Below are 19,953 nucleotides of genomic sequence, written 5' to 3'. Positions count from 1 at the left end.
TCAATTCGACTGTGGCTTCACCAACGTAGCTTTGTTGAAAATAAAAGGCATATGCAAACCAAGCTGGATACACAATTTGCTTTTCCGAGTGAATTAATCACCCCACATCATGAAATTCCAATACCATTGGGTTTTGGTCAAAGAGTCGATGGGAAGGTAGATAAGAAACAATTTCATTTAGCGACACAGCCCGTACTTTATACGGCAAATTTGCCTAGTATTCTAGATTGGCTTCACAGATTGGATCATCCTAATCCTTTGGAAAAAGATCCCTGCGAAATACCAGTGTTACTTTATGACAATGGGCTTTCTTTTGATCGCCTTCTTTTTCATTACGATGGTAGCCCTGCATCAGCCCAAATCATTAAAAATTTCTTGCACTTATTTTCAGACAACCTTAAAAACAGCAAAGCCACCATTATATCACCTGCATTTATCCCTAAATCAAAATTAAAAGAAGAGCAAGAAATCATACAGGAAGTCACGAATTGTACTTCTGAAACCTCCTTTATAAAGTTTAATTTTAATAGAATTGGAGATTTCTGGTCCTATGCTGTTAAACAGCAGGTAACAGTACTAGTAACCACTAAAAATAACCAGGCAGATTTGGCCAAGGTGCTGTTTCATTTTTATAAGGGTGGGCTCTGGTATGATAAATTATCGTTTTACCTGGCTTTATAAATTATTGTTTTTAATGATTTTCGTCATGTTTTTTTTTATATTAAAGGATTAACTTGTCCTAAAATGGAAGGGATGCCAAGCAAAATAGAAAAAACCAAAATTACTGGCTGTTATCACTGCGGTGAAAGCTGTGATGATGAGTTGCTTATGCGTGACGAAAGGAATTTTTGTTGCACAGGTTGCCTGACTGTTTATGAGATGTTGAATGAAAATAATCTATGTGATTACTATGACATTGAAGCCACACCTGGGACCAACCAGAAAAAGAATCTATTAAGGGAAAATCGGTTCGATTATTTAGATGATGAAGAGGTAATAAGCAAGTTGATTGATTTCAAGGATGAAGAGCAGGCACATGTGACTTTTTTCATTCCCATGATCCACTGTGCATCCTGTATTTGGTTACTGGAAAATCTGTATGTTCTTAATCCAGGAGTATTATCCTCTCGGGTAGATTTTATTAAAAAGAAGGTACAAATAAAGTTTCAACTGAAAGAAACCAGTCTTAAATCAGTAGTAAGTTTGTTGGCCCACATTGGTTATGAGCCAAGAATCGATCTTTCGCATTTAGGGGAGAAAAAAAGGCCTCAGAACGACAAAAGACTTATCTACCAACTAGCAGTGGCAGGATTCTGCTTTGGTAACATGATGTTTTTCAGTCTTCCTGAATATTTTTCAGAGGAGGAATTGCTAGGTAATGGCTTTAATAGTCTTTTCAATTACCTGAATATCCTTTTGGCTTTGCCGGTGGTTTTTTATGCTGCTACGGACTATTTTCGTTCTGCATGGATAGCGCTAAAAAATCGTTCTGTAAACATGGACGTGCCCATAGCGCTGGGGATTATTAGTTTATTTAGCTATAGCCTGTTTGAAATTTTTGTTTCTGGGCAGGAAGGCTATCTAGATACATTAGGAGGCTTATTATTTTTCCTTCTAATAGGAAAGTATTACCAGCAGAAGACGTTTGACACCTTGTCTTTCGACAGAGATTATAAAGCTTACTTTCCTATTGCCATAACGAAAATGGTTAAGGACCTTGAGCAGGTAATACCTTTAACTAAGCTCAACGTAGGAGATATTATTAAAGTGAGAAATGAAGAATTGGTCCCCGCAGATAGTCTGCTTTTGGCCACTGAAGCTTCTATTGATTATAGTTTTGTGACTGGAGAGGAAATACCTGTACCCGTTAAAAAAGGGGAGTTGGTATATGCAGGTGGAAGACAAAAAGGGGCAGCCATCACATTAGCTGTTCAGAAATCTCCCTCTCAAGGTTACCTTACGGACCTCTGGAATCATGAAACCTTTGCCAAAGCCGATCAGGAAGATTCTCTGGCTTCATTGTCAAACAAAATAAGTGGAAAATTTACTTTCACCGTTCTTTTGATAGCTTTTGGGGCCTTGATATATTGGAGTTTTAGTGATATTTCAATAGGAGTCAAAGCATTTACCTCTGTATTGATTATAACCTGCCCATGTGCTTTGTCCATGTCTACTCCATTTACTCTGGGAAATGTGATGCGGATATTCGGGAAAGGGGGCTTTTATTTGAAAAATACCCAGGTGATAGAGAAACTGGCGGGTGTTGATACACTTGTTTTTGACAAGACAGGAACACTAACTGCCCCATCCAAAGCAACTGTTACCTATCAGGGAGAAAATCTAACAGATGAATCCAAGCGAATGATAAAAGCATTGGTTAATTATTCTGTACATCCATTGAGCAATAGAATCAATCAATGGCTAGGTGATGTAAAGCCGGTCGTATTAAGCAAGGTGGAGGAAATTCCGGGAAAAGGTTTAACAGCTAGTTACCAATCAAAGACCATAAGTATAGGCTCTGCACTCTTTTTAGGTATAGGGGATGAGAATAAAGCAAAGCATAATGGAAATGAGGTGTATCTTGTTATTGACGGTATGCACTGGGGCGTTTTCAGTATAGCCAGTGGTGTTCGGGAAGGCATAGAGAATATGGTTCCGGATTTAGCCAATTCTTATGAGGTCCATTTGCTCTCAGGTGATCATAATCATGAAGAGGCGTACTTAAAAGAAGCATTGGGGAATAAGGTAGCAATGCATTTTCAGCAGTCTCCAAAAAATAAACTAAATCATATCCGTAACATGGAGGCTCAGGGCAAACATGTTTTGATGGTTGGAGATGGGTTAAATGATGCTGGAGCACTTAAGGCCGGAGAAGTTGGGATTGCAGTTACAGATAATATTTCCCACTTCAGTCCTGCAAGTGATGCTATTCTGGATGGAGAGAAGCTCAAATTGTTACCACAGTACCTGGGTTTTGCTAAGACAGGGAGAAGAATAATAAAAGCCAGTTTTGGTTTGAGCTTTACTTACAATGCGCTAGGAGTATTTTTTGCAGTTCAAGGATTGGTAAGTCCGGTATTGAGTGCAGTTCTAATGCCAGCCAGTAGCATATCAGTAGTGTTATTTACGACTATTGCCACTAATTATCGCGCATATAGAATAGGGTTAAACGATAAACACCTAATGAAATGGAAGTAATTTTTATTTTGATCGGGGTGAGTTTGTTGATGGCTGGAGGGTTTTTATGGCTTTTTTTTAAGGCGATGAAGAGTGGACAGTTTGATGACCAACACACACCTGCCATCAGGATATTATTTGATCAAAAAACGAAAAATAAAGCGAACAAAAAACCACCTAAAAAAGAGAAGTGATATGTCAGGAACGACACTTGAAAAGTTTAGTTACGATAACAAGATCGTAAAATTCTTCGGCGCGGCCACCATGATTTGGGGACTTGCTGGCATGCTTATAGGGCTGCTAGCAGCTACCCAACTATTTCTGCCCGAAGCCAATTTAGGCAATCCTTATACGACTTTTGGTCGGATAAGGCCTCTTCATACGAATGCAGTAATATTTGCCTTCGTAGGGAATGCCATCTTTGCCGGCGTTTATTATTCTATGCCTCGCTTGCTAAAAGCACCCATGTGGAATAAAACCCTTAGCTGGGTGCATTTCTGGGGATGGCAGGCCATTATTCTTTCTGCGGTTATTACCCTTCCCCTGGGTTTGACTTCATCTAAGGAGTATGCTGAGCTAGAATGGCCGATAGATATTGCTATTGCCATTATATGGGTAGCCTTTGGAGCCAATATGATTGGTACCTTGATCAAACGTCGTGAAAAACACATGTATGTAGCCATCTGGTTTTACCTTGCCTCATTTGTAACGGTTGCCGTTTTGCACATTTTTAATTCTCTCGCCTTACCGGTGTCTTTGTTTAAAAGCTACTCAGCATATGCAGGGGTACAAGATGCTTTAGTGCAATGGTGGTATGGTCACAATGCAGTTGCATTTTTCCTAACTACCCCTTTTCTAGGATTAATGTATTATTTCTTGCCCAAAGCAGCCAATCGGCCTGTATTCTCTTACAAACTTTCGATTGTACATTTCTGGTCCCTTATATTTTTGTATATCTGGGCTGGACCACATCACTTGTTATATACTGCACTGCCTGAGTGGGCACAGGTACTAGGCGTAGCCTTCTCAATAATGTTGCTTGCACCAAGTTGGGGTGGTATGGTAAATGGATTGCTTACACTTAGAGGAGCCTGGGACAAAGTTAGGGTAGACCCTGTACTAAAGTTTATGGTAGTTGCCGTAACGGCTTATGGTATGGCCACCTTTGAAGGTCCGCTGCTATCTATTAAAAGTGTGAATGCCATCGCTCACTATACTGACTGGATAGTTGCTCACGTGCATATTGGTGGATTGGGCTGGAATGGTTTCCTTACTTTCTCCATGCTGTATTGGTTATGGCCTAGAATGTGGAGAACAAAATTGTACTCTGTCAAAATGGCCAATACCCACTTTTGGTTAGGTACCTTAGGGATACTTTTTTATGCCTTGCCATTGTATGTTGCAGCACTTACTCAGAGTTTAATGTGGAAAGAATTTGCAGATACAGGACGTCTTGCTTATCCTAACTTCTTGGAGACTGTTATTCAGATTGTTCCTATGTACATGCTTCGTGCATTTGGTGGATTACTTTATCTAAGTGGGGCCATATTGATGGTTTATAACCTTGTCAAAACAGCAGCTGCTGGAGCTTTCTTGGAAGAAGAAGAGGATGAAGCACCAGCCTTGACAAAACATGTTCCAGACAATAATGAGTTCTGGCACAGGGCATGGGAAAGAAAACCAGTGTTCTTCACCATTTTAGCAACAATTGCCATCCTGATTGGTGGTGTAGTAGAGATTATTCCTACCATCCTTGTGAAATCCAATGTGCCTACCATTAGCAGTGTGCAACCTTATACACCGCTAGAGTTGCAAGGTAGAGACCTTTACATTTCCAATGGTTGTGTTGGTTGTCATTCTCAGATGATTCGACCTTTCAGATTTGAAACTGAACGATATGGCGAATACTCCAAAGCTGGAGAGTTTGTATATGACAGACCATTTTTGTGGGGTTCTAAAAGAACAGGGCCTGATTTACATCGAGTAGGAGGCAAGTACCCGGATAGCTGGCATTACCATCACATGGTAGACCCAAGAAGCATGTCTCCGGGCTCATTGATGCCGCCTTATCCTTGGATGACTACCAATATAATGGATCACAGCAATATCGAAGCTAAAATCCGAACCATGCAGAAACTAGGTGTTCCTTATGCGGAAGGGTATGAAGTCAAAGCCATAGAAGACCTTCAAAGTCAGGCGCAAATGATCGCAAATAATCTCAAAGAATCTGGTATAGAAGTGTTGCCTGATACAGAAATTATAGCATTGATTGCTTATCTGCAACGAATAGGGACCGATATTAAAAAGCCTTCTCCTGTCCAAGAATAAAATAAAAAGAGATGAAAAAAGATATATTAAGCTCAATGGAAAACATTGAGATCTACCCCATCATTTCCTTATTGATATTTGTAATTTTCTTTATAGGAATGTTTTGGTGGGTCCTAAAGGTAGATAGAACCTATGTGGACCACATGAAAGAAATGCCATTCAATGATGAACCTCAAAAAGATAAGTCTAATGAAAACGTTTAAACTGATTGGAGTCGCCCTGCTGTGTTTGTTGATGGCCGTACCTGGTGTTGCACAGGAAGCGGAAACTAGCTTCTTGACACAAATGCAGCAATTGGATAGCAATACTATGCTACTCCTTGCCATAATAGTGGTTGTTTTACTTGTCATTGTTATTATTATAGGAGTGATGGTCTATATGCTGTCATTTTTAATGACTGTGTTGAGAAAAGAGAATCCTTCACTTGAAGAAGAGCCTTCTTGGTGGGAGGCATTCAAGACCAACTATGTAGTAGGGAAATTTAAGCCTATAGAAGAAGAAAAAGATATTCAGCTAAACCATAGCTATGATGGAATCGTGGAACTTGACAATTTTATGCCACCATGGTTAAGATATGTCTTTTACCTGACCATCTTTTCAGCCATCGTTTATTTTCTCTATTATTCTGTACTCGGAATAGGAATGACTCAAATAGAGGAATATGAAGCAGCTTTGGAACAAGCAGCTATAGAAGAAGATGCTAGAGGTGCGATGATGCTGACATCCATAGATGAAACAAATGTAGAAGAAGATACATCTACACCAGCATTAGCGGCTGGCAAAGAACTATTTACAGGTAATTGTGCTGCTTGCCATGCAATGGATGGAGGAGGAGGAGTTGGTCCAAACCTTACTGATGAGTACTGGATACATGGAGGAGATATAAAAAGTGTATTCAAGGTAGTGAAGTATGGTGTAATTGAAAAAGGAATGATACCATGGCAAGATCAGCTTGGGCCTGAGGAAATGCAACAAGTTTCCAGTTATATTCTTTCCTTACAAGGCACTTCACCAGCCAACCCAAAAGACCCTCAAGGTGAGAAATATGAACCAGCCATCGAAGAACCAATAGATGCATTGGGAGATGAAGAGCTAGGAGTGGTACCTGCTGAGTAAGGCTTAGAAATCTGTCGGGTTTGGACTTTTTTCCAAACCCTACATTTCACATAAAACTTCAGAAAAACATGGCTATCAAAAATGAAAATCTTAACCCAGATAAATTCAGGGATGCACTCGGGACTGTAAACCAAGATGGAGGGAGAAATTGGGTTTTTCCTAAAAAAGTTTCAGGGAAATTCTATCAATACAGAACCTATTTTTCTTGGTTACTGCTGGGGATATTATTTGCAGGGCCATTTATCAAGGTTGATGGCAGACCTTGGTTATTGTTTAATATCTTTGAGCGGAAATTCATCATATTTGGTGCTGTTTTTTGGCCGCAAGACACGCATTTATTGATATTCTTACTTTTGATTTTCTTTGTATTTATCATTCTATTTACGGTGGTATTTGGTCGGGTTTTCTGTGGTTGGGCTTGTCCTCAAACACTTTTTATGGAAATGGTTTTCCGAAAAATTGAGTACTGGATAGAAGGAGATGCCAACCAACAACGAAAGTTGGATGCCATGCCTTGGAATGGAGAGAAAATAAGAAAGAAGACAATCAAAATGTCTCTTTTTGTTCTTATTTCTTTGCTCATATCCCATACGGTGATGGCTTACCTTATCGGTATTGACAAGGTCATGGAAATCGTAACCTCTTCCCCTTCGGAGAATTTGGCAGGGTTTTTTGGACTTTTAGCCTTCACGGGAATTTTCCTATTTGTATTTTCGTGGTTTAGAGAGCAAGCCTGTATAGTTGTGTGTCCTTATGGTCGCCTTCAAGGGGTATTGCTTGATAACCAGTCTATTAATGTGTCCTATGACTATAAGAGAGGTGAGCCAAGAATGCCAATTAGAAAGAATAAGGTGGAGGCAGAACCAGCTGGAGATTGTGTAGATTGTACACTTTGTGTACAAGTTTGTCCTACCGGTATAGACATCAGAAATGGCGTGCAGATGGAGTGTGTCAATTGTACTGCCTGTATGGATGCCTGTGATGATGTAATGGAGAAAGTAGATCGACCAAAGGGATTAATTCGGTATGCTTCTGAAAACAGCATAATAACAGGTACTTCAAAATTAATAACGGGAAGGGTAAAAGCCTATTCTAGTATTCTTTTATTATTGATCATTGGTTTTGTGGCTTTGTTAACAACCAGGGAGGATTTGGGGGCTACGGTAACCAGGTTTAGAGGAATGACCTACCAGGCCAGGGAAAATGCACAAATAAGTAACCTTTATGAAGTGACTTTAATCAATAAGACTTTCGAAGAACAAGAAGTGACTTTAGTTCCTGATGACCCATCCTTCACCATTGAGAAAGTCGGGCATACAGACTGGCGTCTTGATGGTCAATCAAAATTTGAAGGAAGATTCTTTCTGGTAAAAGCTCAGAAAGACATGAAAATTCCGCAACAAAATGTCGAACTGTTGCTTCAGCAAAATGGGGAAACAATTGATAGGATTTCCACAAGTTTTATGGGACCTGTTGGTAAATAACACAATTAAATGAAAGCTATATGAATTGGGGAAATGGAATTTTCTTGTTATTGGTTGTTTTTATTGGACTAATGGCTACTTTGGTGACAATCTGTGTCAAACAAGATGATATTCACTTGGTTACTGAGAATTATTATGCCGAAGAAATCAAATACCAAGAACATATTGATAGGGTGACGAACACCAAAGCCACCGAAGGTAAAGTCATGGAGTTTAATGTGAAAAGCAAGACTTTACAGTTCAAGTTACCTGTAGGGGCCAGTGGAGAATTGCATTTATTTAGGCCTTCGGATGCCAGATTGGATAGGAAGATTAAAGTGGAAATAAAAGATGCCGCAGCTAATGTATTGCCACTTGAGGATTTGCAACCTGGATACTGGAAGGTGAAAATGACTTGGGAAGCAGATGGAATTGCTTTTTTTGAGGAGAAGAAAATTGATATCTAAATGATCTGGACGGCCTTTATTTGGGGAATGCTGGGTTCTTTTCATTGCATAGGTATGTGTGGACCGATAGCGCTTGCCCTAGCGGGAAAAGACAGGAACAAATACCTTTTCAATAAATTACTCTATAACTCAGGGAGGGCAGTGACCTATTCATTGTTGGGAGGCTTAGTAGGTTTGGTGGGGTTTTCGCTTTCACTTGCGGGTATACAGCAGTGGCTTTCCATTGTTTTGGGATTATTAATAATTGGTTTGGCTTATTTTTATAAGGAATCTGAAAAGTGGATTGCAAGCTCCTCTTTTTCCACTACTTTGATAAAAATTAAGTCCAAGCTTGGGAAATCGATTAAAAGAGGTGGTAGCAAAGCATTTTTTGTGTCAGGGATTCTAAATGGATTCTTGCCCTGTGGCATGGTATACATGGCTTTAGTCGCCTCTCTAGCCTTGCAAGGTCCAGTAATGGGCATGGCTTATATGTTCGTTTTTGGATTAGGCACTTTTCCAGTGATGCTCTTGCTTATGTTTTCAAAAGATATTTTTTCATTGAACTTTAGGATGAAAATGAACAAGGCAATGCCCTATTTTGTGATGTTTATGGGTGTTTTATTTGTTTTAAGAGGCATGGGTTGGGGAATTCCTTACCTAAGCCCTACACTTGGATTACCTTCAGCCCATGCGGTGGAACTTTTAGACAGTGGCGTTACCCATTGTGAATAAATTATTAACCCCATAATATGATTTTGTCCATGAATAAATTATTCAAATGCATTCTGCTTGTTCTATTGAGCAGTACAATCCAAGCCCAGCAAATAGAAAAATACCTGATTGAAACGACACTTGGTGATATAGAAGTAGAATTGTACCCTGAAAAAGCACCTATTACTGTGGAGAATTTTCGCGCTTATGTCAGCAGTGGTGCTTACCAAAATTCCAGTTTTTTTAGAGTTTGTACGCCAGAAAATGAGGCAGATCGGGAAATAAAGATAGAAGTAATTCAGGGGGGTGATGTCGCTGATAGCTTATTGTCAACTCCAATTCCCATCGAAACAACCAAGGTAACAAGCTTAAAACACAAGGATGGGACACTTTCCATGGCCCGTTCTGAACCCAATAGTGCTCAAAGTTCCTTTTTTATTTGTATCGGTGACCAGCCCGAACTGGACTTCGAAGGAAAAAGAAATCCTGATGGTTTTGGTTTTGCTGCATTTGGCCAAGTAACCAAAGGAATGGACTTGGTGAAAGAAATTCAGCAAGGAAAAGAAGAAGGACAATACCTGGTAGACCCTGTTGAAATAAAATTTATTAAGCCCCTTTAATTGGTTGGAGTGTTGAAAATATAACTTTTATCGTTGTATTTCATGAATATTCTGTTTAGCGATTGAATTTTAAATTAAATTGCTTTATTTGTAATAGAATATAAACCCAGAAACCAATATATGTTTATCTTTATTTTGATTCTATTGGCGTTGGCCATTATAATTGTGGCGATCATCAAATTTGAAATTCATCCTTTTCTTGCTTTGTTTTGTGGTGCCATTCTGTACGGGCTTATGTCAGGTATGCCCGCAGAGCTGATCATTAGTTCTATTACCGAAGGTTTTGGGGGAGTGTTAGGCAGGATCGGCTTACTGATTCTTTTTGGAGTAGTTATAGGTGCTTTTTTAGAAAAATCAGGTGGCGCATTTGTGATTGCTCAAAAGGTATTGTCTTGGGTAGGGAAAAAGTCAGTCATGCTGGGTATGATGATTACAGGCTATATTTCTTCTATTCCAGTTTTTGGAGACAGTGCTTTTATAATGCTTAACCCCATTAATAAATCCCTGTCTTTTAAAGGGAAACTACCTTATGCGGCCACTACAGTAGCTTTGACCTTAGGGATTACGGCAACCCATTCTTTGGTGCCGCCCACCCCCGGTCCAATAGCTGCTGCTGGAATTCTAGACGCAGATTTAGGGCAGATAATTTTATTTGGCCTAATCACTAGTGCACTGGGATTGGTGCCATGTTATTTTTTTTGTAAGTATTGGGTGTCAAAAATTCATTTGGTTCCTGTATTTGCTGAAATCGATAAATTAGGCAAAACAACCAAAAATCCTTCCTTAGGTAAATCCTTTATGCCTATAATCATTCCATTGTCACTAATCATACTGTCATCTATAGCGGCTTACCCGACACAACCTTTTGGCGATAACCTTTTTACCTCCCTTATTTTATTTATAGGTAACCCCATCATAGCATTGCTTCTAGGGGCATTTTTGGCCTTTAGCTTGCCTGAAAAACTTGATAAAAAAGTTTTGTCCTCCTCCGGATGGTTTGGGGAAGCATTATTAATAGGTGCACCAGTAATTCTTATTACTGGTGCTGGTGGTGTATTTGGTAAAATGTTACAAAACTCTGGTATAGCTGATCAGATAAGTGGGTTAATGAGCTCAGGGAATTTAAGTTTATTTCTGCCCTTTGCCATGGCCTTTGCCTTGAAATCTGCTCAGGGTTCTTCCACTGTTGCTTTGGTAACAACCGCTTCTATCATGGTGCCTTTGATGCCAGCCTTGGGCTTGGATACAGAAATTATGCGCGTGCTTACAGTATTGGCTACCGGAGCCGGAGCCATTGCTGTGTCCCACGCGAATGATAGTTTTTTTTGGGCCATGACGCAGTTGTCCGGCATGAATATCAAGCAAGGCTATCAGTCACATAGTCTAGGAACGGTTATTCTATCCTTTACTGCCATGGGTATTATCATGCTTTTGGCCAGCGTGCTAACATAATGAGTGTGCTCCTAATTAAACGAAGTTTATTTAGCTGTCCAGCCACCATCTACTGTCAATAGGGACCCGGTCATATAACTTGCGGCATCACTGGAAAGGAATATGGCTGCCCCTTGTATTTCTTTTAGCTCACCCCATCTCCCCAAGGCTGTTGCGCCAATAATGAATTGCTTGGTAGCAGGATCATCGGCCACTGGGATATTCATCTCTGTAAGAAATGGACCAGGGCAGATGGCATTGACTTTAATGTTGAATTCAGCCATTTCAAGTCCCAATGCACGGGTCATTTGGACGATAGCACCTTTGCTTGAGGTGTATGGGGTACGGTTTGCCAGCCCTACGACACCAAGTGTACTTGCCAGGTTTATTATAGTGCCTGACTTTTGGGCTTTCATATGAGGAATCACTGAACGGCTGCAAAGCCAAGTGCCGGTAACATTGATAGCCATCACTTTATTGAAATCTTCAAGACTTACTTCATCTATTGCTCCCCTAATATTTATTCCAGCACTATTTATCAAAATATCGATGCTCCCAAAAGCCTCCATTGCAAATGCCGCCATCGCATTGGTTTCCTCCTCTTTTGATATATCCGCAGCAAAGGACAGGGCTTGTACGCCAAAACCTTTGCTGATTTCTTCTGCGGCTATTTTCCCATCTCTTTCTGTTCTATTAACAATTAGAAGATTTGCTCCGGCTGAAGCTAGGCCAGCAGCCATTGCCAGTCCTAAGCCCTTTGAGCCTCCCGTAACAATTGCGGTTTTTCCACTTAGGTCAAATAATTTTATTCCTGGTAAGCTGTTAATCATGGTTCTTAATTTAGAGATTTAAATTTTTATTACTGTATGCCAATGAAGTTAAAACATTCTTCTCTTCTATTGCTAATAATGCTTCTGGCCCTAAGGAGTTGACACTAGGCAGGATGCTGCCATTTGAGTTGACCCAAGTCAGCATTTCGGCCAATTCAGAGGCTGGAACTTGCCCAAGGGTTGTCCAATAGGCGGGCGTCAGACAAGGAATAAGCAAAGGATTTCTAGTGATCATCTCCAGATTAAAAGTTATGGAAGGGTTGTGCTCTTTGCAAGTATTGATAATCTTTTTGAGGTCAATAAGTCCTTCTCCTAGTGGTACTTCTGAAAGTTGGAAGCCTTCCGAATGAGGGGTTACGGCCATGTCTTTCACATGCGTAGAAAACACATAAGGGGCCAAAAGTTGAAGGGTATGCTCAGGTTGTTCCATAAGTGCGATACTATTGCCGAAATCCAGGGTTACACCTACCCATTCACTGGATATTCCCTTCATTAATTGGGCCAATTCATTTGCACGCCAATCTTTGTGGTTTTCTATGGCCAGTTTGACTTTGTGTTTCCGTAAAAGTCGCTCTGTTTTCCCCAGCATGTTTGTTGCTTGTTTTTGGAAGGTTAAAAACGCTTCCTGGCTATGCAGGGCTTCATACCTTCTTGGCCCCAGACTCACTGTTCTTAGGATTTTAATCCCTGCTTCTTTGGCCAGGATTACCTGTTTTTCGAAATCTGCCAAGTCAGCTTCCTTCTTAGGCATTCCAATTGACCCCTCCAGGTACATGCCAAGTCTTTCCCGCTGCGCTCTAATTTTCTTAGTAAAATCCTCCGTCCAACCATTGACACCTACCTGAATGCCTCCAGCTCCGATATCATGACAATGCCTCAATAGCTCACTTGCATCAATAAAGCCGGGGTAGTTATTGCTTTGATGGGAGGAATGCCACCTTTTTCCGTAAGAGTGAACTACTATTCCCAATTTTGTCTTGTCAAAAAATGCAGGTAATTCAGGCATTGTCAACGCAACTAAGCCCATGCCAGCCTTTTTTAAAAACTTTCGCCGGGTATTTAATGGGTATAAATTGAGGGGATTCTTTTTATTTTCCTCCATGATTAAATTAAGGTTTGTTTGGAGGATTTACTGGGGGTTTGAAGAGCAGGAGTTCTTCAGGTTTCCAGGGAAAAACCCTTCCTTGGGTTGAAATTCTAATATCGGCCACTGTGCTACTTTTTACGGCTTTGGCCTGATTGTCCCATTCATTTCTGATGTAGGTGAGAATGTTTGCAATGGTCCCGTTATCAATGCTAGCCATCGATGGCATTACTGGTAATATATCAGGACTACTGTATTTTATTCCACTTACCGATATCGGGCCTTCAAGTCCATGAAGCAGGATCATGGCAAGTTGTGTTTCGTTTCCGGTTACCCATTCTGATTTATTCAATGGGGGCCCCATTCTTTTTACGCCTTCACCATTTCCTCCATGACATCCTGAACAGGTACTTAAAAAGTGCTGCCTGCCCTTTGCAAACGAAGTTTTTTCGGCGGCTGTTAATTGATTCATTTTTGACAGAGAGTCAATTACCACCTCTTTGCCAGGCCAATGGAAAAGGTTGTCCCATTCTGAGGTTTTTAAATTGCTATTAGCAAAAGAAATTGTTTTGGAGAATTTGGGAGCTGATTTTAATGGTAGAGGCGTTTCCTTGTTTTGGGCACCTGTCATAGCCATTCCAGTGAAAATGGATAAAGCCTGCCAATCTTTAGAAGGGTTTTTTAGATCCAACAAGTTTACAAGCGCTTGCATTTCTTTAGGGTTGTTTTTTCTACTTATAGCAGTGGAAAGCATTTCCAGAAAAATAGCCTTTGGAGAGGTATGCGCTTTCCATGTTTCATGGGTCATCAAGAGCGATAAAAATTCAAACTCCCGATTAGGCAAGCTGCTGATTGCGGCATCTCTAAAAATGGCTTGGTCAATTGTACTTTCGAGAACTGTTAAAATAGTTTTATTAGAAACATCAGGAGACAAACTTCCTGCAGTAAGAATCATTTGAAGTGCCAATTCTTCCTTGGTTATTTCTCCCAGGTTTCGAAGAATATGCTTTTCTAGTCGCATTCTAACTGGAACGCTATTTTTGGAGGATTGTTCTGCCAGTCTAAGGGCATTTACATAAACCGTTGTTGCCTGTTGCTCGCTTTTATCCAGTAAAGAAAAGAGGATGTTCTCATTCAATCTTTCAAGCCCTTCCAATGTCCATAGGGCATGAAGCTGTCCGATTGGACTGTCCTTATTTAAAGATAAATTTTCTAATGAGGGTAGGGTGGAGATATCCCTTCTATCTATAAGTAACCTCTGTGCCATATCCCTGTACCAGCCATTGGAATGAGCCAGGGTCGCTACAAGTTCCGACCCAGTGAAACTGGATAATTTTGGAGTAGGTTTAGCTTGCCAATTTTTAGAAGTAACGCGCCAAATCCGACCATAATGAGATGGGCTTACTAAATTTCGCTTGATGGTAATGTCTTTTAAATAAGGGGAAATATAGGCGCCATGTTGGACCAATCCACGATACATGTCTGTAATGTACAAGGCGCCATCAGGACCTGATGTTAAGCTTACGGGTCGAAACCTCTCATCATGAGAGGCAATTACTGAATGACTGACGTCGGGGGAGGTTGCTGAGAGTTTTATTCCATCGGAAACAATCGTGTTTCTCCTTATCAAATTACCAGAAGGTTCGCAAACAAAAACATTTCCTTTATATTGGTTTGGGAGCCCATCTTCTCTAAAATAGAAAGGAGAGCATGCAGAAGTAAATTCTTTCAATCGGTTTTTGTCATCCAAAATCCCCGGAATATACCCCCTGTTGATGGCCAAATTTTCTCTAATGGGAAAAATCCCTCTGTCCACGGTGAGGCCATGATCAAGCCCCGAAGTGGGGCTGTGGTGATCGTTTCTTGTAAAGTAATTAGGAGGAATGAGATCAACGTGGAGGGGGGACCAATTGTAATTGTAGTAAAGCCTGCCATAATCATCCTGACTGATACCCCATTGGCCACGAAACTCTGTGGTGTCTTTAATCCATTGATTGTCTTTGAATTTGTACCGAAACCGAGATTTCGCGTTATAATACCAATTGTCAAGCCCTTTTAGTAATCCATTACCAGAATGCTCTGGTAAATCACTTCCAGCATAATCAGGATCGATCAAAACCTTCGTGTCGGCTTTCAGGTCTCCATCCAGGTCTTGCGTCCACCAAAGTGAACCGTTCTCAACTACCAATGCACCTCCTTTAACGACTGCCAGTGCCCTGGGCATTATGAGGCTGTCTAAGTAGACGGTACTGATGTCCATTAATCCGTCCCCATCACTGTCTTCCAATATCGAAATCCTACCATTGGGTTCCCATTCGTTCGACCCGTCGATGTCATTCATGAATCCCCTCATCTCTACTACCCAAAGCCTGCCATCTTCATCGAAACTTGTAAAAACGGGATCTTCAACTAGAGGTTCGGCTGCAACAAGCTGAATGGTTAAGTCATCATTTATTTCAAATAAATGAATTGCTTTTTCCGGAGACATGGCAGGAGAGGGGGATAGATCATTAGGAGAAGTACAACTTGCTAAAAGTACGGCATTGATCCATAATCCAACCGAAATAGCGGTTTTTGATAGCTTTAAGAATGGATTAAACAAGTTTATTTGGGTTTGGTTTACTGCTCTTAAATCTAATATTTGTTTGGTAAAATTCAAATTAAATCCAATATAATGATGAGGTATTTATTTTTTACCATTTTTAATTTCTCTTTTAGTGTAAAGTTGAATTTTAGCCTGATGCCCAGCTAATCGCTTTATGAATGCAGAAATGATTTGTTTACTAGGGTTTTTCTATAGGGTTTATTAGGTAGCTAATAATTTTTATAAGCTATAAAATATTTTTTCTATAGTGTAAATGAATTTCGGTAACCTTACCGAAAAATCGATTAGCGATTAAACTAATTATTTTTTTAGATAAAGTTATGTAAGATTAACTAAGGTGTAGATGCTAAACCTTTAATTAAACAAAATCAATTATTATTAGTTTGCTGTTTTCATGAAGTTAGAAAGTGTTTGGTTTAATAAAAATAATTAATTAAGAATTTAATATTTAATTCTGATATGATTTAATTGTCATTAAAAAAACAAAATTTATAGGAAGCGAGTCTGTTGAATTAAATATGAAATTTTGTATTTAAAATTGTGTAATTTTTAAAATATTTGATTCAATTTATAAGTTTTACGTATTTTAAATTGAATTCACTCAAATTAAATATTTAATTTGAAAATGTTTTTTTTTGTTTGAAAAAATGATATAATTGCAATTATTCCTAATGTTTAAGTGAATAAATAGATTTTTAGAATTGTCTGATTAGGATTAACAGTTTAGTGAAATAAGTTATGAAATTCCTGCAAGTAGCTTTGTTTAAATCATTACAATTAAGTACCTTATTTTAGGGTAGATGTAATTCTAATTCTTCAAATTTTAATTTTATAATTTTAAACATTTATTGTTTATCATGGTTGACTTTATTACGTTATATACAAAAGAGAATGATTACGCGTGAATTAATTGATTAATAACTTAAACCTAAAATTTGCTTATGTTAAAAATTTACAAATTATGCAGTTTGGTGCTGTTTTCCATATTTGTGAGTACAAGCTTTGCCTTGGCACAAATAGAGGTTACAGGGACCGTTACGGACGACTTGGGAGACCCTCTTCCTGGTGCTGCCGTGTTAGTAAAAGGTACATCCAATGGTACAGTCACTGATTTGGATGGCAATTTTACAATCTCAGTTGCCAACCAACAATCTACATTGGTTTTTTCCTTTTTGGGATTCAATAATGTGGAGGAAGTCGTTGGAAACAGGGCTTCCATTGATGTTGTTTTGGAGCAAGGTTTGAGTGGACTGGATGAAGTAGTAGTAACCGGTTATGGTTCTCAGTCACGTAGAGAAATTACTGGAGCAGTTACTTCTGTAGATTCGGACGAGTTGCTTGCTATTCCTGCCACTACTTTTGCGCAGCAATTGCAAGGAAGAGCAGCAGGTGTAACCATTATCAACGATGCAACGCCAGGTGGTGGGGCTACGGTCCGTATCAGGGGGTTTGGAACAATTAATAACAATGATCCTCTATATGTAATAGATGGAGTCCCTACTCAAAATCAGGGCAATTTAAATCCCAATGACATTGAGTCCATTCAAATATTGAAAGATGCATCAGCAGCTTCAATATATGGTTCAAGAGCTGCAAATGGGGTTATCATTGTGACAACAAAAAGAGGAAAAGTAGGGAAGCCGAGCATTTCTTTTAATGCTTACTATGGTACCCAGACATCAGACAGAAGTCCGGATCCTTTGAACGCCGAAGAGTTGGGCGAGTACCTATACCTTGCCAACATCTATGGAAACCCGGGTACGACGCCTACCCATGGACAATATTCCTGGGGACCCAATGGAGAAGTAAGCATACCAGATTATGTTTTCCCTAGTGGAGCAATGGAAGGGGATCCAGGCGTGGACCCAAGCCTCTACGCACTTAGACCAGGGAATATATACCCAATTACCAGGTCTTCAGATACTGACTGGTGGAAAGAATCCACAAGAACTGCCCCTATTCAAAGTTATCAGCTGACTGCCAATGGCGGTACTGAAAACGGCAGGTATGCACTTTCTTTGAATTATTTTAGCCAGGATGGTGTAATCAATGATATTGGTTACGACAGGTACTCTCTTCGTGCTAATACTGAATTTAAGGCCTTAAACAACAGGCTAACGGTTGGGGAAAACCTCTCAGTAACCGTAGGAAATAGAAAAGGTGGTTTTGGAAATGGGTCTAGAGGTAACAATGAAGAGCAAAACGCAGTGTTCAGTTCCTCCCTTCAACATCCACTTTTGCCAGTATACGATATAATGGGTAATTTTGCAGGAAGTAGAGGAGCGAATCTTGGTAACAATTACAATCCTGTAGCCTTTCTTGAAAGGGCTAAAGACAACAGAAATCTTGAGTTAAGGGCTTTTGGAAATGTTTACGCCCAGATAGACCTGACAGATAATATCAATGTCAGATCAAGTTTTGGAGTAGATGCCAATAACCGAAGAGCAAGATACATAGGAAGACCACAGCCTGAATATGTAGAAGGGAATTTTGTTAACAGTTCTACTGCTGAAAACTCTTATTCTTACCAATGGGTATGGACAAACACAGTTAGCTATACCAAAACCTTTAATGACGTTCATGCTTTCGATGCTTATTTAGGCTTAGAATCTATTAAAGAATTTGGAGAAATATTTGGTGCTTCTCGTCAACGATTTGCTTTCGAGACCAACCCAATTATTTCTTATCTTGATCTAGGAGATCCGAATACGGCAACAAACTTTGGAAGTGTAGAAAATGATTATCGACTGTACTCTCAGTTTGGTAAATTGAATTACTCTTACGACGGCAAGTACATGGTTCAATTCATTTTAAGAAATGATGGGTCATCAAGATTTTTGGCCGCTTCTAGAAATGCAACATTCCCTGCTTTTAGTTTGGGATGGAGATTATCTGACGAAGCTGCAATAGCAGAGGCTTTACCATTTGTGTCTGACATGAAATTAAGGTACGGTTGGGGTAAAACAGGTAACCAATTGATAGGGGACTACAATGCTTTTACTACCTATAGGTCAAATATATTTAATGCTGGATACCCAATTGATGGGTCAAGTTCAACCCCAGCACTTGGTTTTGATACCCAGCGATTTGGAAATCCAAATGCGAGATGGGAAACCACTGCCTCAAATAATATTGGCTTGGACGTTGAATTGATGGACGGTAAGTATTTTTTCGAGTTAGACCTTTGGAATAGGATAACATCTGACATGTTGTTTCAAACACCCATCAATTATGGACACGGAGATGCAACAGCGCCATTTTTCAATGTAGGACAGATGACCAATAAGGGAATCGACCTGAATCTTGGGATGGATGATACTGCAATGGGTGGTGAGCTGACTTATGGCGTTTCGGCTAATTTCTCTATGTATAGAAACAACGTAGATAATCTGGCGGCGAATGATGACAATGTCTTGTTCGGTGCTTCTACCAGAGTTCCATCCGTTACGATCACTCAATCAGGTTATCCAATATCTTCTTTCTTTGGGTATAACAATCTTGGGATATTCCAAACTCAAGCAGAGGTTGATGCCCATCCGCCTTATGGTAATTACAATGCTTTAGGTAAATTCAAAGTTCAGGATGTAAACGAAGATGGAGTTATCACAGATGCCGATAGAACAGTAATAGGAAACCCTCATCCAGATTTTGTATATGGTATCAACCTTAATTTAGGTTATAAAAACTGGGATCTTGCTGTATTTGGCAATGGGTCAGTAGGGAACGATATCTTTAACTATATCAATTATTGGACTGATTTTAATACGTTTCAAGGGAACAAATCCAAGACCGCATTGTATGATGCTTGGCAGCCAAGCAATCCAGGAGGTACTTTCCCTATAATGGATGTAAATGATCAAGTTAGTAGCCGGCCTTCCAGTTACTTTGTAGAAGATGGCTCTTATTTTAGGATGAGGAATGTTCAGTTGACTTATAACATATCTGAGCCGGTGCTTAAGAACATTGGTATGAGTAGAGCGTCCATCTATATTCAGGGCCAGAACTTATTTACGGTAACGAAATATTCAGGAACTAATCCTGAGATTCAGACAGGAAGTAACAATACTGTTGGGTTTGATGGAGGCTACATGCCGATTTCCAGAAATTTGATTTTGGGAGTAAATGTTACGTTTTAATCA

Annotated in this window: 15 protein-coding genes; 12 read left to right on the top strand and 3 right to left on the bottom strand. The window is 39.7% G+C overall.

What is annotated here, in order from left to right; genetic code table 11:
* The first annotated feature begins 51 nt into the window (after positions 1 to 51).
* From AAC073_RS01260 to AAC073_RS01210, 11 genes are all read left to right on the top strand, one after another.
* Positions 52 to 681, top strand: a complete 630-nt coding sequence (locus tag AAC073_RS01260) for a hypothetical protein (RefSeq protein WP_339922014.1) — start codon at positions 52 to 54, stop codon at positions 679 to 681.
* Between the two features lie 63 nt (positions 682 to 744).
* Positions 745 to 3,198, top strand: a complete 2,454-nt coding sequence (locus AAC073_RS01255) for a heavy metal translocating P-type ATPase metal-binding domain-containing protein (protein ID WP_339922013.1) — start codon at positions 745 to 747, stop codon at positions 3,196 to 3,198.
* Positions 3,189 to 3,371 carry a cbb3-type cytochrome oxidase assembly protein CcoS gene (gene ccoS, locus AAC073_RS01250; protein ID WP_339922012.1) on the top strand — a complete coding sequence of 61 codons (183 nt, stop codon included), beginning with the start codon at positions 3,189 to 3,191 and terminating at the stop codon, positions 3,369 to 3,371. Before AAC073_RS01255 ends, ccoS begins: the two co-directional genes overlap by 10 nt.
* Position 3,372: 1 nt before the next feature.
* Positions 3,373 to 5,505 (top strand): cytochrome-c oxidase, cbb3-type subunit I, encoded by a 2,133-nt coding sequence (ccoN, locus tag AAC073_RS01245; RefSeq protein WP_339922011.1) that lies wholly within the window; start codon positions 3,373 to 3,375, stop codon positions 5,503 to 5,505.
* 11 nt (positions 5,506 to 5,516) lie between these two features.
* A complete protein-coding gene (locus AAC073_RS01240; protein ID WP_339922010.1) occupies positions 5,517 to 5,708 on the top strand; it encodes a cbb3-type cytochrome c oxidase subunit 3 in 192 nt (63 codons plus the stop codon).
* Positions 5,695 to 6,621, top strand: coding sequence for a cbb3-type cytochrome c oxidase N-terminal domain-containing protein (locus tag AAC073_RS01235; RefSeq protein WP_339922009.1), 927 nt, complete (start codon positions 5,695 to 5,697; stop codon positions 6,619 to 6,621). The genes AAC073_RS01240 and AAC073_RS01235 overlap by 14 nt, the downstream gene beginning before the upstream one ends.
* Before the next feature lie 68 nt (positions 6,622 to 6,689).
* On the top strand, positions 6,690 to 8,105 hold the full coding sequence (gene ccoG, locus AAC073_RS01230) for a cytochrome c oxidase accessory protein CcoG (RefSeq protein ID WP_339922008.1): 1,416 nt from the start codon (positions 6,690 to 6,692) through the stop codon (positions 8,103 to 8,105).
* A gap of 20 nt (positions 8,106 to 8,125) precedes the next feature.
* Positions 8,126 to 8,551, top strand: a complete 426-nt coding sequence (locus AAC073_RS01225) for a FixH family protein (RefSeq protein ID WP_339922007.1) — start codon at positions 8,126 to 8,128, stop codon at positions 8,549 to 8,551.
* The gene (locus tag AAC073_RS01220) at positions 8,552 to 9,265 is read left to right on the top strand and encodes a sulfite exporter TauE/SafE family protein (RefSeq protein WP_339922006.1); all 714 of its coding nucleotides are present in this window, start codon (positions 8,552 to 8,554) and stop codon (positions 9,263 to 9,265) included.
* Between the two features lie 29 nt (positions 9,266 to 9,294).
* Positions 9,295 to 9,864: a peptidylprolyl isomerase gene (locus tag AAC073_RS01215; protein WP_339922005.1), complete on the top strand. Its 570-nt coding sequence runs from the start codon at positions 9,295 to 9,297 to the stop codon at positions 9,862 to 9,864.
* 120 nt (positions 9,865 to 9,984) lie between these two features.
* A complete protein-coding gene (locus AAC073_RS01210; RefSeq protein WP_339922004.1) occupies positions 9,985 to 11,316 on the top strand; it encodes a GntP family permease in 1,332 nt (443 codons plus the stop codon).
* A gap of 26 nt (positions 11,317 to 11,342) precedes the next feature.
* Here AAC073_RS01210 and AAC073_RS01205 read toward each other — a convergent pair whose 3' ends face one another.
* The 3 genes from AAC073_RS01205 to AAC073_RS01195 form a co-directional block, all read right to left on the bottom strand.
* Positions 11,343 to 12,125, bottom strand: a complete 783-nt coding sequence (locus tag AAC073_RS01205) for a glucose 1-dehydrogenase (protein ID WP_339922003.1) — start codon at positions 12,123 to 12,125, stop codon at positions 11,343 to 11,345.
* A 10-nt stretch (positions 12,126 to 12,135) separates the two neighbouring features.
* Entirely contained in the window at positions 12,136 to 13,152 is a 1,017-nt protein-coding gene (locus AAC073_RS01200; RefSeq protein WP_339922002.1) for a sugar phosphate isomerase/epimerase family protein, read from the bottom strand.
* An 82-nt stretch (positions 13,153 to 13,234) separates the two neighbouring features.
* Positions 13,235 to 15,811, bottom strand: coding sequence for a c-type cytochrome (locus AAC073_RS01195; protein WP_339922001.1), 2,577 nt, complete (start codon positions 15,809 to 15,811; stop codon positions 13,235 to 13,237).
* Between the two features lie 944 nt (positions 15,812 to 16,755).
* Here AAC073_RS01195 and AAC073_RS01190 point away from each other — a divergent pair.
* Positions 16,756 to 19,950 (top strand): TonB-dependent receptor, encoded by a 3,195-nt coding sequence (locus AAC073_RS01190; protein WP_339922000.1) that lies wholly within the window; start codon positions 16,756 to 16,758, stop codon positions 19,948 to 19,950.
* The last annotated feature ends 3 nt before the right edge of the window (positions 19,951 to 19,953 follow it).

It is taken from the genome of uncultured Cyclobacterium sp. (assembly GCF_963977555.1).
Taxonomy (GTDB): domain Bacteria; phylum Bacteroidota; class Bacteroidia; order Cytophagales; family Cyclobacteriaceae; genus Cyclobacterium.
This window is presented reverse-complemented; position numbering and strand designations above follow the sequence as displayed.